A 15,733-nucleotide genomic window follows, 5' to 3' on the forward strand; every position below is an offset into this window, starting at 1 on the left:
CAACATTAGGAAGCTGAATAAACTTCCTATTTTTTTACTACTTTTGCATTAGATATTCTGTCAAAATAATAATTCGCTCCCCGGAATTTTAAAGGTGAACCAGACTTTAATCCATTAACCCATAAATAATTTCGACACTTTTTCTTACCTTTTCTGCGTTTTTCTATTTTGTAACCGTTTACAAGGATTACAATTGTTTTCTTAGCACCTTAAAAATGTCGGATGCGAAAATTCTGTCGAAATTCATCTTAATCTTTCATTTTCTGATATCTTATATTTAAAACACATACGTGTTATAATCTATGCAAATATTATTTTAATATTATAAATTTTAAAATAAGTCCAATTGACAGGAAGGAAGATCCATAAAAGACATGGTACCTAATGACACTGCTGTGATTCCGCAGCCTAAAACGTACGGCCCGCTTGGTAACCTCCCACAACTTGATTTACATAAACCAACTCAATCCATCATGAACCTTAGCTATGAATACGGCCCTATTTTTAAACTTAAATTCCCTACGGGGACAGGTATATTTATATCTTCTGCTGAATTAGTAGAAGATGCCTCCGATGAGTCACGTTTTGATAAGCTTGTCAATGCTCCGTTGCAAAAAGTAAGATCTTTTTCAGGAGATGGCCTTTTTACCAGTTGGACCAAGGAGGAAAATTGGCGCAAAGCTCATAATATTCTCCTTCCAAGTTTCAGTCAGAGTGCCATGAAGGGTTACCATTCGATGATGGTGGATATTGCTGTCCAACTCATCCAAAAATGGTCGAGGTTAAATTCTGATGAGAGCATTGATGTTTCTGAAGATATGACTCGTCTAACCTTAGATACGATTGGCTTATGCGGCTTCAACTATCGTTTTAACAGTTTTTACCGTGAAAAGCCGCACCGCTTTATTAAAAGTATGAGCCGTGCCCTTGACGAAGCCATGAATCAAAGTAATCGTCTAGGTATACATGATAAATTAATGGTAAAGAAAAAACAGCAATTTAAGCGTGATATTGAATACATGTTTTCTCTCGTTGACCGAATTATTGAAGAACGTAAAGCAAGTGAAGATCATGACGCAGAAGATCTACTTTCCCGGATGCTAAATAGTGCCGATCCAATAACTGGTGAAAAGCTGAGTGATGAAAATATCCGCTATCAAATTATTACCTTTTTGATTGCCGGACATGAAACAACAAGCGGATTACTTTCCTTTACCTTGTATTTTCTGATGAAACATCCTGAAATCCTGGCAAAGGCATATGATGAGGTGGATCGAGTACTAACTGGTACTATCCCAACCTATCAACAAGTACGTAGTTTGAAATACATTCGTATGATATTAAATGAGTCTTTAAGACTTTGGCCAACGGCACCACTCTTCTCTCTTTATGCAAAAGAAGATACGATGCTGGCTGGGAAGTATCCCCTAAAGAGACGTGATGTAGTTAATGTGTTTAACTTAAAACTTCATCGGGATACAGCAGCATGGGGGGATGATGTGGAGGAATTTAGACCGGAAAGATTTGAGGATCCTAAAACCGTCCCTCACCATGCTTATAAACCTTTCGGGAACGGCCAGCGTGCTTGTATTGGGCAGCAATTTGCCATGCATGAAGCTACTTTGTTAATTGCGATGATTTTAAAGAACTTCCAGCTTATTGATCATACCGATTATCAATTAACTGTCAAAGAAACATTAACGCTTAAACCGGATGGCTTAACGATGCAAGTTCGTCCACGTGAATCTCAAAATACGGATTCCTTATTATTTATTGAAACTGGTGAAGATACTAATAGACTAAAGAACCTTTTACCTCCAGTTAGTCAAGATACTATTGACTCCCATAATACTCCTTTTCTCGTGCTTTATGGATCTAATATGGGTACTGCAGAAGGGATTGCTAAGGATCTCGCGGTTACTGCTCGTTTCAAAGGATTCCAAAGTGAGGTGGCCCCACTTGATGAATTTGCAGGAAGGCTTCCTAAAGAAAGATTAGTAGTTATTATTTCCTCTTCTTATAATGGAAACCCACCAAAAAATGCCCGTAAATTTGTGAAGTGGCTTAAAGCAGAAGAAAAATCAGACTTCGAGGGTGTTCGATACGCTGTATTTGGTTGCGGTGACACCAATTGGGCAAGCACCTATCAAAGCATTCCTAATTTTATTGATGAAAGGCTTGCTGAAAAAGGAGCGACTCGGTTAGTCCAAAAGGGCCAAGGAGACGCTAGCAGTGAATTTGAAAAGCAGTTTGAAGATTGGCACGAACCATTTTGGCAACAAGTAAATGAGGCATATGGTTTGGAGATCAAAGAGGAGACTAATCAGTCAGCCAGCGGATTAACCATTCAATTTGTTAATGGAGAAACACTGGCACACGATAAGACTAGTTTACAGGAAAATGTTCATATTGAAGAACTCCAACATAATTCAGAAGAATTAGTGGACCGTGCTCTGAAGCGATATGGATTGGAAAGAAATGACCAATTGGTATTAACAGGAATGAAGCATGAAACCACACATCTTCCATTAGATTTTCCAGTTCGGGCTTGGGATTTACTTAGTTTTAGTGTGGACTTAGAGGAGATTGTCACTCATGAACAACTTCAAGAACTTGCTTCCTTTACTGTATGTCCTCCACATAAAAGAGAAATAGATTGCCTTCTCAATCAGGATGCATACAAAGCAAAAGTCCTAGAAAAAAGAACTTCAATGCTTTCCTTATTAGAAAAATACCCGGCTTGTGAACTTCCTTTCGAAAGGTTTATTGAGCTATTGTCACCGTTGAAGCAAACAAGTAAAACAAAGTAAAGCAAAAAAGAGGATGACAAGATTTTGCGTCACCTCTTTTTCTATTCTTTAAAAACAGATTGATTGTATTTTTTTAAAAACATGCCAAATGTCTGCCGTTCTTCATCAGTCCAAGTTCTTGTAACTTCCCCTACTCTTTTCATCCGTGTTTGTTTATCTTCTTTTAATTCTTTTAACCCTTGTTCCGTTATCTGGAGCGAATAGGCTCTACCATCGGTTTCGTCAGGAATTCGGGACAAATAGCCTTTTTGCTCCAATGCAGCAGCCTGTCTGCTTATGGTCGAAATATCTAACCGAAATTCTCCAGCCAATGCTTTCACACCAGCAGCACCTTTTGTGGCAATATGATGTAATAAAAGATAGGCAGAACGATCAAGATTACCAATTCTAGAAGAAGTTGAAGTGACACGACGAATAAGGATGGCTAATTCAAGTTCAATTGTTTCCAAGGAATCTTCCTTCATTCTTAACTACCTCACTAAAAAGATAATTTTCTATTCTAAATGATAACATACACATTTAAAGGTTAACACTATTGACTCATTCAAAAATAGTTGTATAATACAATTATATACTTTCATTATACAACTATTTTAATAAAAAAGAAAATGTTTTGGAGGGAGAGAAATGCAAGCACAAGATATCATGGTCAACCGTGTATATAAAGTAAAAGAAAATGATTCGGTTCGGGCTGTTATCGATAAATTTATTGAATATCAAATTAGCGGTCTCCCAATTGTAAACGACAGGAATGAAATCATCGGGTTTATTAGTGATGGCGATGTTTTACGCTATATCGGCAAACATGATGACCATATAGTTGATAGCCTATATTACGCATTTGTGATTACAGGCGATCAGGAAGAATTTGAAGATCGAATTGAACGGCTTTTAAATTTGAATGTAATGGAAATTGCTAAAAAGAAGGTTTTTAAAGTGTCATGGAAAGAGGATATTGAGAACATCGCAGCCTATTTAGGGAAAAAGCAAATTAAAAAAGTCCCTGTCGAGAAAAATGGGGTATTGGTAGGAATCATTAGCCGTGGGGATGTAATTAGAAATTTGTTTAAGACATTAGTTTAAAACGAAGGGATACTTTATAAAAGGGGAGAAATGTGAATGTCATCAACAACACAATCCGTTGCAAAAGGTACTTCAGAGGTATCTTCAGCGGCAAATTCTGAATCTAGTCTGCTTAAACAACCAAAGGCCGTTTGGGCCGTGTTTTTCGCTTGTATTATTGCCTTTATGGGACTCGGTCTTGTGGACCCGATCCTTCCGGCTATTGCCGAAAAACTTCATGCATCACAAAGCCAAGTAACCTTGCTTTTCACTAGCTATAATGCGGTCATGGCTGTAGCAATGCTAATTACTGGAATGATTTCTTCTAGACTTGGAATTAAATGGACGCTTATTCTGGGTATTATTATCATCGCTATTTTCTCTGCTCTAGGTGGTTTCTCGAATGGGATTTGGGCACTTGTTGGGCTCCGCGGTGGCTGGGGCTTAGGTAATGCTCTGTTTGTGGCCACTGCTTTAGCAGCTATTGTGTCGCTTTCAAAAAGTGGAACGGCCAAAGCGATTATTCTTTATGAAGCGGCGATTGGACTTGGGATTTCAGTCGGTCCTCTTCTTGGCGGCTGGTTAGGCGCCATGTCTTGGAGAGGTCCGTTCCTTGGTGTAGCATCTTTAATGATTATTGCATTCTTTGGTTTATTAATCTTAATGCCCAAAACCACCTCACAGAATGCTGTGCAAACTAAAACATCATTGGCGGATCCGTTTCGAGCATTAAAACATCGTTCATTACTTGTTTTCGGTATCGCAGCCGCATTGTATAACTTTGGGTTTTTCACTTTATTAGCTTATGCTCCATTTGTTATGGGCTTAGATGAACATGGATTAGGCTTTGTTTTCCTAGGCTGGGGAATTTTATTAGCTATTACTTCTGTTTTCATGGCACCAAAATTACAGGCACGATTTGGAACAATTAAATCTATGTGTGCGATGTTAATAATGTTTGCCCTTGTTTTAGTAGCAATGGGTGTTTGGACAACAACACAATGGGTAATCATCGCAGCGGTTGTCGTGGCTGGGGCTTTATTAGGTAATAATAATACTCTCATTACCACCGCAGTTATGAATGCTGCCCCAGTTGAACGCTCAACTGCCTCCGCAGCATACAGCTTTTTACGCTTTATCGGTGGCGCTATTGCTCCCTATACAGCTGGGAAATTAGCCGAAATTTACAATCCATCAGTACCATTTATCGTTGGAGCAGGATTTGTACTCGTTTCAGTATTGTTTATTTGGTTTAATAATAAGTATGTAAGTCACGTGGACAACGTTGGTGCCGGGCATTAATACAATAATAAATGTAGAGAAGGGATAGCTTAATTGCTATCCCTTCATCTTAATTTCACTTTCTAATCCCGTTGGTAGAAGAAAGTTGTTGTCTGTTTTTATTAAGTGGCTTCGTCGCTTTTGTACTCCAAAATATCACCTGGTTGACAATTCAAAGTCTTACATATCGCTTCTAATGTTGAAAAACGAACCGCTTTTGCTTTCCCATTTTTCAGAATGGAAAGATTCGCCATCGTAATCCCAACCCTCTCCGAAAGCTCCGTTACGCTCATTTTTCGTTTTGCTAACATCACATCAATATTAATAATAATTGCCATATCCTCCACCTCAGACCGTTAAATCATTTTCTGATTTTATATTAATAGCTTCTTGTAAAAGTCTTTGGAGAACAGCAGCAAAAACGGCGATCACCATAGAGGCGAAAATAATGACCATTCCAATTGGCATGAAACTTGGGGGGTCAATTTTTTTCGACATGAGATAGTAGAGTGGCATACCTAGCAAATACAAGGTACTGATCGTGATGGCACAGTATTTTATATTCTTTAAAGCCTTTACAGATAATTCCGAGAACGCTTGGTTCTTATCAATATAGCTTAAAAGTTGAAAAGCTTGATACAGAGCTAAGTAAAAAGGTATCGCTGCAGCGTACATATCGATTAAAACGAGAGATTTCATATAAGCAATATCTGGATACAATTCACCAGCAAAATTCCCAATCTTAGGTACCAAAAAAATGCACAATGCAAGCACTGCAATTCCAGCCAGAAAAATAATTACCTTTAAAAAAGTGGTAGAACCTCGTTTAACATCCAATTAAAACACCTCACTTATATAATAACAACATAATCCTATCATATAATTTATCGTTTTTCAATAAATATGTATTGTTTTTTATTGTATTATTATTGTTGTTGAAATATCTTTTTCATTTTAATCAAAAATAAAAAGCATTTCTCATTATAAAGAAATGCTCTTAACGAATTTTATTCACTAAATCCATACGACATATCATCCGGATCTGACCCAACGCGTTCATCCTTGTTTAGTCCATCAATTTTTTCCATTTCTTCAGGGGTTAACTCAAAATCAAAAATATCAGCATTCTCAATGATTCGCTGTTCTTTGATTGATTTTGGGATGGTAACAACTTTATTTTGCAAATCCCAGCGCAAAATCACTTGAGCGGCGGATTTACCATACTTAGCAGCCACTTCTGTAATAACTGGTTCATTCAATAACTGTCCTTGTTTAAGCGGTGACCATGCTTCAAGTTGGATCCCTTCTTTTTGACAAAAAGCAAGTAACTCCTTCTGTGTTAAATGAGGATGATATTCAACTTGGTTTACCATTGGTTTTATTTCAGCATCCTTTAATAACTCCTCTAAATGATGCACTTTAAAATTACTTACTCCAATCGCACGAACACGACCGTCTTTATACAGCTTTTCAAGTGCTTTCCACGTTTCCTTATATTTCGTTTTTCCTGGCCAGTGAATTAGGTATAAATCCAAATAGTCTAGTCCTAGCTTCTTTAAGCTTGTTTCGTATGCCTGCAGTGTTGAATCATAACCTTGATCAGAATTCCAGACCTTTGAAGTAATGAACAACTCTTCCCTTGGCACACCCGCTTCCCTAATCCCTTGGCCTACGCCCTCTTCGTTTTGGTAAATGGCAGCAGTATCTATGCTTTTATAGCCATTTTTAATAGCAGCCTTCACGGATTCGATTACCTCTGAACCTTCCTTTACTTTAAAAACTCCGAGACCAAACCATGGCATTTCTACGCCATTATGTAGGGTTGTTGTATCCTTTAAACTTGTTGGCATCTTTATTCTCCTTTCCTTGGCAAAAATTTACCTATTAAAAATACTATCTTAAATTGTGAAATCTATCCAATAACTATACTCACAAAAATACAAGCACCCTTTAAAGAGTGCTTGTCCATATCATTCTGTTGCTCGTTGCACAACAAGATCCTCAATTGCACGATGCCTGCTAAGTTGTCCCGTATGGATAATCCTTTGGCCTCGATTTTGCCTTATACGAACTTTTTGATTAACTTCATTTAAAAGAAGTCCAGAAAATAATAAATAAGGTACTACAATGATCTGTCCAGCTGCCGACTTACAGATATTTTCCAAACCTTCGTCCAGTCTAGGCTCAGTCGCTGCTAAATAACAAACAGAAATATTATCCACTCCAAGACGTTGTTGAATGCCATCGGAAATTTCTTTGAAGGCATGGTGTATACTTGGATCACTGCTTCCTCTTCCGACTATTAAGATGGAATCATTCGAGGATAAATCCAATACAGTTTCTCTTACAAGCTCAGCAATTCCATCAAGGAGAACACCCTGAACACCGAAAGGATCCTTCACATTTACCGAAACATGCGGATAATTCTCTCTTAAGGCCGATAGAGCATGAGGGATGTCTTCCTTAATATGACCGGCAGCCAAAAGGAACAGCGGAACGACAGTCACTTCCGTTGCTCCCCTTTCTACACAATGCCGAAAGCCTTCGTCAATATACGGGTGTGTAAGCTCCAGGAAACTAAATTCTTGAATAGGATATTGAATCCTTTCCATCACTCTTTTAATAAAAGTAATAGCTTCCTCCGCCCCTTTTTTTGAACGGGTTCCATGGCCAATGTATAGAATAGCCTTCACGGTGACTGCTCCCTTCGGTCGTAAAACTTCTATCCTTCTAGATTATGTTTTTCTCTCGTAAATAATTTAATACCTGTTCCACTGCTTCTCCAACGGAAACCTGATGAGAATGAATGGTGATTTCAGGTAGCTCAGGTGACTCATAAGGAGAATCAATACCGGTAAAATCCTTAATCTCGCCGCGGCGTGCTTTTGCGTATAGCTGCTTAGGGTCACGTCGTTCACATTCTTCAATTGGACAATCCACATAGACTTCGATGAATTCTCCCTCTTCAAATAACTCCCTTACCTGGTCACGATCAGAGCGGAATGGAGAAATAAAGGCCGTAGTAACAATTTTTCCACTATCCACAAACAGCTTAGCCACTTCTCCAATCCTGCGAATATTTTCCGTCCGGTCATGATCGGAAAAGCCAAGGTCTTTGTTTAGACCATGGCGGATGTTATCACCATCCAAAACATATTCGTTTATCCCTTGGCGGAATAATTCATTGGAGACAGCGTTAGCAATTGTCGACTTGCCAGAACCGGAGAGGCCAGTAAACCAAAGTGTACATCCTCCGTGTCCATTTTGTGCATTTCGATCAGTTTTGGTAATAGTTGTATCATGCCATGTGATATTCGTTGATTTATTCATCCTAGGACTCCTTAAACAGTTGTTTTTTCTCTCATGCCTTCGATTAATACTTCAACAACTTCTTTTCTACTGAAGGTTGACGGTGGAAGTTCCCCAGCGCGTAGCAATTCTCTAACCTTTGTACCAGAAAGAATGACACGATCTTCCGCTCCATGCGGGCAAGTTTTGTCAGAAGCCATACCATCACACTTTGTGCAGTAGAAGCTATGCTCAAAGAATAACGGTTTAATCCCTAGTTCTTCTTCTGTAAAGTTACTAAAAATGTGTTGAGCATCATATGTTCCATAATAATTGCCAACACCTGCATGGTCACGTCCGACGATAAAATGGGTGCATCCAAAGTTTTTGCGGGCAATCGCATGGAAAATTGCTTCCCTAGGGCCGGCATAACGCATTGCAGCAGGGTAAACCCCAAGCTGAACACGTTGTTTAGGATAATAGTTTTCTAGTAAAACACGGTAGCTTTTTAAGCGTACATCTGCTGGAACATCATCTGATTTTGTTTCACCAACTAGCGGATTAACAAACAGACCATCAACGGTTTCAAGAGCTGCTTTTTGAATATACTCATGAGCGCGGTGGATAGGGTTACGAGTTTGGAATCCAACGACCGTTTTCCAGCCCTTTTCTTCAAAAATCGCACGGGTTTGTTTTGGTTCAAACCAAACATCACCGAATACGCCTTTTTCAGGCTTTTTCACAAGGACAATTTCACCCGCAACATAAACAGGTCCTCTTTCAAATAAACGTTTTACTCCAGGATGAGCTAGTTCGTTTGTTTTGTATACTTCAAGTGCTTCTTTATCTAAATTTGGCTCATACCATTCTGAAACCGTAAGAACTCCATATACTTCGTTATTATTTATTAACTTAATTTCTTCCCCAGCAGTTAGAGTGCCAGCATATTCATATGATACAGGAAGCGTAACAGGAATTGACCAAATTGTACCGTCTGCCAATCGCATTCTGCTTACTACTGATTCATAATCCTCTTTCCCAAGAAAGCCTTTTAAAGGACTGAAAAGCCCAATCCCAATCAATTCAAGATCACTTAAGGCAATCGCATCAATTTCAAGTTCTTTTTCAATATTAGAAAAATCATAATAAGGATCAAATGCGTCTACAAGCTTTCCTCCGTGAGGCTTTGGTAAAAATGACATAGTTATCAACCTTTCTTCACTAGTTTAAATTCTTTTGTAATAGTTGTATCAGAAGCCCCACCAAGTGGAGAGGATCTTTTCATTAAAAACAATACACCAAAGACAGAGATTAACACGCCAACCATGACAATGATTGGATAAAAATTCTGAACAATGATTAATTGGATCAGGGTATAGGAAAGCACCATCGATAATACTGGCGATACCATCCAAACAGTAAGCAACTGAACGACAATATCCTTTTTTAGTACGGTTTTCCCATGCTTCGCAAACCCAATTCCAATAATCGATGACGTGGTGATTTGCGTTAGCGGTACCGGTATACCAAAAATCGACGCAGCTGTGACAATGCTTGCTCCTGTACCTGAAATCACACAGCCTTCTTCTAGCTTTAGAGTGGTAATTTTTTTACCATTCGTTTCAATTACTTTGTGACCGAGTAGGAAAGCGCCTAAGGCAACCGCCAAACCTCCCCAAAGCACACCGCTATCCGTTGACATTAACCCAGCTGCTACCAATGGGCCAACCGCATTGGCTACGTTGTTCATTCCGGCCGAGAATGCTTCGAACAATCCCATAATGACAACTATAACTGCTAAAATAGCCCCAGCTTTTGGCTTTTCAATAAAGAATTTAATAGGTTTCCATTTTAATAAGTAGGTTGCAATAATCGCAATCAGAAAAGCAGCAAATGGAGTTAAAAGCCAAAAGATGGCAATCCACAAAAGCTTTCCTGCGAAAACAGATTGGTAGACAATCCCTGCACCAACCACAGAACCAACTGCTACTTCACTGGTGGAAAGCGGGATCCCAAATGTATTTGCTAAAAACAACGACAACGCTGCCGAAGCCAAAACAATTAAGGCAATGGAATCTGTAAAGGTTTTGCTTGGAACAATCCCGCTGCCAATGGTTTTGACTACCTCTCCGCCGCCAAGCCAGGCGCCGAGAAAAACAGCGATTCCGCACAGGAGCAAGGCCAGCTGTTTTTTTACCACACCGGCACCGTATGAAATTCCCATAGACGCCGCCGCACCACTGGCACCGATATTCACTGCAAAAAACAATCCGATAGTAACAGCAACGACTGTAAGCGTTAGAACCCCCTCCTTATGATGAGTGTAAACCGCACTCAGTCTTACTACTTCCTGACCAGCGCCCTTCACGGGAATCACCGTTTGCACTTACAGCCTGGGTACAAGGGAAGCACCCGATACTTGGGTAATTACGGTCATGCAATTCGTTATATGGAAGGTCTTTCGCACGGATATAATCCCAAACTTCATCCCATGTCCAGTGAATTAACGGACAAATTTTGATATTTTGAAATTTGTCATCCTTGTTTAAAAATTGTGTATTTTGCCTCGTTGGTGACTGCTCGCGGCGAAGACCTGAAATCCAAGCTTCTTTTTGCGTCAGAGTTTCCCTAAGCGGAATTACTTTTCTAATTTGGCAGCATTGGTTTGGATCTCTTTTCCATAAGGCTGACCCATACTGTGCAGATTGTTCATCTAATGTAAGAGCAGGCTGTTTCTTTTCAATATTTAAAGTTGGGAAACGGGCCTGGATTTTATCGATGACATCATAGGTTTCTAAAAAATGCAGTCCCGTATCAAGAAAAACGATATGGGCATCCGGTTTCACTTGATGAATGATATCGATTAAAACAATTGCTTCGGCTCCAAAGCTGGAAGCATAAACAATTTTCTCTTCTGAATAATTGTTATAGGCCCACTCTAAAACACCGCGAGCTCCCTTTGTTTCATCTTCTATTGAAAATGAATCTGAAATCTGATTCCAATTTTCATAAGTAACTGTACTTGTCATAGCTTAAAAACCTCCTCTCAGTCTACAAAAAAAGCAGTCTTCCATCCATTTATGGTTGAGACCGCCTCTAGTTTTCTAGTCAGCGCGTTTATTTGATTGAAGACGTACTTTTTCATTTTTTTCAATTTGAATTACCTTGCCATCTTGAACCACTAGGGTGATGGAACCAAATTTTAAGGTGCCAAGCATTTGCTCAAGATGCGAAGCAATTTCTTGCCATTCTGATGGTTTCAGATAATTCGCCCCCCTTTTCACAAAAACGCCTCTCCCATCGAGGAAAGGCGTCTTTACATATGTAAAACACCTTATCTCCCAAAATGAATAACATTTTGCTGGAATTGGCACCTTTCAATCGCAGGTTGCCGGGCTTCAACGGGCCAGTCCCTCAGCCGCTCTAGATAAGCGATATTTGATTGTTGATGAGGTTAATCCTACTATACCAATAGGGATTAGTCAATATAATTAATTAAAATATTTTAACAATTTATTTTGTTTATACATTTGTAACAAGAATATTTACTGTACGCTGGGAAAAAACTACTCAAGAACCATTTATCAAATGACAAGGAGTTCATTTTTAATGGATAAAGAGTTATCTTATGGAGATGATTATAAATTCATTCCGGCTACCTCTATTGGCAGTGGAGTTGGGGTATCTGTTTTGCCAGATTTGTATTGTCACACCATTCAGATTGTTAATATTTGTTTAGTTGGCAATCCGGAATCCAAAGAGTTTGTATTGATTGATGCAGGTATGCCTGGTTCCTCTGATGAAATCATTTCGGTTACAGAGGAGCGTTTTGGTGCTGGAAGCAGACCAAAGGCGATTATTCTCACACACGGACATTTCGACCATGTCGGTGCGATTATTGAACTGGTGAATCATTGGCAAATCCCTGTATTTGCCCACGAATATGAATTACCCTACCTAACAGATAAGCAGAGTTATCCAGAACCAGATCCTACCGTTGAGGGAGGAATGGTTGCGAAAATGTCGCCTTTATTTCCAAATGAGCCAATCAATCTCGGAGCGAATGTTGAAAAGCTCCCTCCTGATGGAAGCGTTCCATATTTACCTGGTTTCCGCTGGATCCACACTCCTGGACACACTCCAGGGCACGTTTCTTTTTTCCGAGAGAATGATAGGGCCCTAATTGCGGGAGATGCTTTTATTAATGTAAAACAGGATTCTTTATATAAGGTAATCACCCAAGAACAAGGAATAAATGGACCGCCGAGATATTTTACAACCGACTGGCAGGCAGCCTGGGCATCAGTTAAGAAGCTAGAGGCTTTAAAACCTTCTGTTGCGGTTACAGGACATGGACTTCCAATTTCAGGAGACCAGCTTACAACTGGATTGAAAAAGCTAGTGAATGAGTTCGACCGCATAGCTATTCCAGACCATGGTAAGTATATTGATGGTAATCTACATTAAATACCCTTTTTCAGGCTGTCGAAAAACTCTCGATAGCCTTTTATTTCGCCTATTCACTTTAATAATTAACCGCGTTAATTTGTTATAATATTATTAGTTTGGGCTTTGGTACATGTCTGGTGATTGGCGCTCCAGGCACTTCGCTTTCCGCGGGCGTGCCGGGGAGCCTCCTCGGCGCAGATGCGCCTGTGGGGTCTCCCCTGCCCCGTACTCCCGCAGGAGTCTCCGTGCCTTCCGCGCCAATCACCAGAGTGTTTTCAATTTATTTCGTGAATGTATGAGAATTCATAGGCGGAGAATTTCCTGCTAATGTATATAGAGGAAGTTTAAGAAGCAGATATAAGCGAAGATATTCCGATTAACTACTCTAAATAAGACAAAATCCAAAGATTTGGATAATATAAACGGAAAAACTTCCTTTATTTTTAAGGAAATATGGATAATTCCCAATTTAAACGGAATTTTGCCGTTTATTTTTCAAACACAGTGAAATCAACATTCAGTAACAAAAGAGCCTTATTTTTAAAAGATGTTTATTGGTTATCCTTTCAGCATTTAGAAAAAGTATGTTGCAATACTCTAAGTTGATTTGCCTCCCTGTTGATTGGAGAGGAGGGCACTCGACTCCTGCGGGATAGAGAGGTCACTGGAGACCCCGCAGGCGCAAAGCGCCGAGGAGGCTCCAGGACCTCCCCGCGGAAAGCGAGTGCCCGGAGCGGAAATCAACAGGCCCAATTGCAGGGCCAATCTATAAATTTGGTATTTAGATTCTGACAACATAAAAAAATTGCCGAGAAAAATACCCTTTCTCGACAATCCTTTTATTTATACCATGATTTTGCAAATATCGTTTGTAAACTCCACTGGGTCATTAATTGGCAGACCTTCAATTAATAGTGCTTGATTGTACAAAAGGCTGGTGTATAATGATAATTTTTCTTTATCGTTCGCAAATGCATCTTTTAACGAATTAAACACCTCGTGATGTGTATTAATTTCCAATACCTTGTCGGCTTTAATATTCTGGTTGCCCGGCATAGCTTTTAAGATTTTTTCCATTTCGATGGTCACTTCACCGTCAGTAGTCAAGCACACTGGATGGCTCTTTAACCGCTTAGAAACTCTTACATCCTTAACCTTGTCTGAAAGGATGTTTTTCATATAATCAAATAAATCCTTGTTCTCAGTCTCATCTGAAGAGTCATTTTGCTTATCATCAGCGTCAATTCCCAAATCACCGCTAGAGACAGACTTGAATTCTTTTTCCTTGTAGTTCATAAGCATTTTAATAGCGAATTCGTCGATATCATCAGTAAAGTATAAAATTTCATAGCCTTTTTCTGCTACTAACTCTGTTTGTGGTAATTTTTCTATTCTTTCAATTGAATCACCAGTAGCATAATAAATATATTTTTGGTCTTCTGGCATTCTTGAAACGTACTCATCTAAGGTAACCATTTTCTTTTCTTTAGAAGAGTAGAACATCAGCAAGTCCTGTAATTCTTCTTTATTTGTTCCATAGTCACTGTAAACACCATATTTTAACTGTCTTCCAAATGACTTGTAAAATTCATCGTATTTTTCGCGTTCATTTTTCATTAAAGCCTGTAATTCACTTTTGATTTTTTTACTGATATTTTTTGCGATCAGCTTTAACTGGCGGTCATGCTGCAGCATTTCACGCGAAATATTAAGTGATAAATCCTCCGAATCGACCATTCCTTTGACAAAGCTAAAATAATCTGGCAGTAAGTCAGAGCATTTGTTCATGATTAATACGCCACTGGAATATAGCTCTAGGCCCTTTTCAAATTCAGGTGAATAATAGTCAAACGGAATGTTCTCTGGAATATAAAGGATGGCATTGTATCTTACTGCCCCATCTACACTGATATGGATATGCTTTAAAGGCTTATCAAAACCATAATGTTTTTCCGCATAGAAATTAGCATAATCCTCATCAGTAAGATCCTTTTTATTCTTGCGCCAAATTGGAACCATACTATTAATCGTTTGTTCCTCTAGATAATCCTCGTATTCATTTTCGCTTCCTTCTTTTAGCCTTCTTGAAGAAACCTCCATTTTAATTGGGTAGCGAATAAAGTCTGAGTATTTTTTGATGATCGATTTTAAACGATATTCTTCTAAATACTCATCATAATTCTCGTCTTCGGTATTCTCTTTAATTTTTAAGATAATTTCCGTACCTACGGAATCCTTATCACATGGCACAATCGTATATCCTTCTGCACCACGGGATTCCCACTTGTAGGCCGTATCGCTTCCTAAAGACTTACTAATGACGGTGACAACGTCAGCTACCATGAAGGCAGAATAAAAACCCACCCCAAATTGACCAATGATTTCGTGGCCATCCTTAACTTCATTTTCACTTTTAAAGGCTAGAGATCCGCTCTTGGCAATCGTACCAAGATTATTTTCGAGGTCTTCCTTCGTCATACCAATTCCAGTATCGGTAATCGTCAAGGTTCTGACTACCTTATCAGCTTCCACTTTTATGTAATAGCTGTCTTTATCAAACGTTAAAGAATCATCTGTTAACGCTTTGTAATAAAGTTTGTCAATCGCATCACTTGCATTTGAAATTAACTCTCGTAAAAAAATCTCACGATGTGTGTAGATCGAGTTAATCATCATGTCTAATAATCTTTTGGATTCTGCTTGAAACTGTTTTGTTTCCATAAACACGGCTCCTTTCAATTTTAACCATAGCAATCTCGGGCATAAAAATAAACACTTAGCACTCTTTCAACTTGAGTGCTAACCATTATTTTAAATAACATAAATATGTTATTTAGTCAATT

Annotated in this window: 15 protein-coding genes and 1 riboswitch; of the genes, 4 read left to right on the top strand and 11 right to left on the bottom strand. The window is 38.9% G+C overall.

All coding sequences use genetic code 11. The features are described 5' to 3' along the window. Positions 1-374 precede the first annotated feature (374 nt). Positions 375-2,810, top strand: a complete 2,436-nt coding sequence (locus ABES02_RS22795; RefSeq protein ID WP_430139921.1) for a cytochrome P450 — start codon at positions 375-377, stop codon at positions 2,808-2,810. A 41-nt stretch (positions 2,811-2,851) separates the two neighbouring features. Here the strand turns inward: ABES02_RS22795 and ABES02_RS22800 are convergent, their stop codons facing one another. Beyond that, the gene (locus ABES02_RS22800) at positions 2,852-3,274 is read right to left on the bottom strand and encodes a MarR family winged helix-turn-helix transcriptional regulator (RefSeq protein ID WP_430139923.1); all 423 of its coding nucleotides are present in this window, start codon (positions 3,272-3,274) and stop codon (positions 2,852-2,854) included. Between the two features lie 163 nt (positions 3,275-3,437). Here ABES02_RS22800 and ABES02_RS22805 point away from each other — a divergent pair, with 163 nt between their 5' ends. Further along, the gene (locus tag ABES02_RS22805; RefSeq protein WP_430139924.1) at positions 3,438-3,893 is read left to right on the top strand and encodes a CBS domain-containing protein; all 456 of its coding nucleotides are present in this window, start codon (positions 3,438-3,440) and stop codon (positions 3,891-3,893) included. Between the two features lie 36 nt (positions 3,894-3,929). Beyond that, positions 3,930-5,174 (top strand): MFS transporter, encoded by a 1,245-nt coding sequence (locus ABES02_RS22810; RefSeq protein ID WP_430139926.1) that lies wholly within the window; start codon positions 3,930-3,932, stop codon positions 5,172-5,174. Positions 5,175-5,275: 101 nt separating this feature from the next. Here the strand turns inward: ABES02_RS22810 and ABES02_RS22815 are convergent, their stop codons facing one another. The 9 genes from ABES02_RS22815 to ABES02_RS22855 form a co-directional block, all read right to left on the bottom strand. Further along, positions 5,276-5,491 (bottom strand): helix-turn-helix domain-containing protein, encoded by a 216-nt coding sequence (locus tag ABES02_RS22815; RefSeq protein WP_430139928.1) that lies wholly within the window; start codon positions 5,489-5,491, stop codon positions 5,276-5,278. A gap of 10 nt (positions 5,492-5,501) precedes the next feature. Beyond that, positions 5,502-5,990, bottom strand: coding sequence for a DUF2975 domain-containing protein (locus ABES02_RS22820; RefSeq protein WP_430139930.1), 489 nt, complete (start codon positions 5,988-5,990; stop codon positions 5,502-5,504). A 170-nt stretch (positions 5,991-6,160) separates the two neighbouring features. Next, positions 6,161-7,003: an aldo/keto reductase gene (locus tag ABES02_RS22825; protein WP_430139932.1), complete on the bottom strand. Its 843-nt coding sequence runs from the start codon at positions 7,001-7,003 to the stop codon at positions 6,161-6,163. A gap of 120 nt (positions 7,004-7,123) precedes the next feature. After that, positions 7,124-7,846, bottom strand: a complete 723-nt coding sequence (locus ABES02_RS22830; protein WP_430139934.1) for a sirohydrochlorin chelatase — start codon at positions 7,844-7,846, stop codon at positions 7,124-7,126. A 37-nt stretch (positions 7,847-7,883) separates the two neighbouring features. Continuing rightward, positions 7,884-8,483 (bottom strand): adenylyl-sulfate kinase, encoded by a 600-nt coding sequence (cysC, locus tag ABES02_RS22835; protein ID WP_430139936.1) that lies wholly within the window; start codon positions 8,481-8,483, stop codon positions 7,884-7,886. An 11-nt stretch (positions 8,484-8,494) separates the two neighbouring features. Then, entirely contained in the window at positions 8,495-9,643 is a 1,149-nt protein-coding gene (gene sat / locus ABES02_RS22840) for a sulfate adenylyltransferase (RefSeq protein WP_430139938.1), read from the bottom strand. A 5-nt stretch (positions 9,644-9,648) separates the two neighbouring features. Beyond that, the gene (locus ABES02_RS22845; RefSeq protein WP_430140031.1) at positions 9,649-10,779 is read right to left on the bottom strand and encodes an inorganic phosphate transporter; all 1,131 of its coding nucleotides are present in this window, start codon (positions 10,777-10,779) and stop codon (positions 9,649-9,651) included. Beyond that, a complete protein-coding gene (locus ABES02_RS22850) occupies positions 10,754-11,470 on the bottom strand; it encodes a phosphoadenylyl-sulfate reductase (protein WP_430139940.1) in 717 nt (238 codons plus the stop codon). The genes ABES02_RS22845 and ABES02_RS22850 overlap by 26 nt, the downstream gene beginning before the upstream one ends. Positions 11,471-11,545: 75 nt before the next feature. Further along, positions 11,546-11,659 (bottom strand): YezD family protein, encoded by a 114-nt coding sequence (locus tag ABES02_RS22855; RefSeq protein ID WP_430140033.1) that lies wholly within the window; start codon positions 11,657-11,659, stop codon positions 11,546-11,548. 113 nt (positions 11,660-11,772) lie between these two features. Beyond that, positions 11,773-11,875, bottom strand: a riboswitch (SAM riboswitch). Between the two features lie 175 nt (positions 11,876-12,050). Here ABES02_RS22855 and ABES02_RS22860 point away from each other — a divergent pair. Next, positions 12,051-12,908 (top strand): MBL fold metallo-hydrolase, encoded by an 858-nt coding sequence (locus ABES02_RS22860; RefSeq protein WP_430139942.1) that lies wholly within the window; start codon positions 12,051-12,053, stop codon positions 12,906-12,908. 825 nt (positions 12,909-13,733) lie between these two features. On the opposite strand, the gene htpG is transcribed toward ABES02_RS22860, so the two are convergent. Beyond that, complete coding sequence (htpG, locus tag ABES02_RS22865) at positions 13,734-15,611, bottom strand: molecular chaperone HtpG (RefSeq protein ID WP_430139944.1); 1,878 nt, start codon at positions 15,609-15,611, stop codon at positions 13,734-13,736. Positions 15,612-15,733: the final 122 nt, after the last annotated feature.

The organism is Neobacillus pocheonensis (genome assembly GCF_050477905.1).
Taxonomy (GTDB): domain Bacteria; phylum Bacillota; class Bacilli; order Bacillales; family Cytobacillaceae; genus Neobacillus; species Neobacillus pocheonensis_A.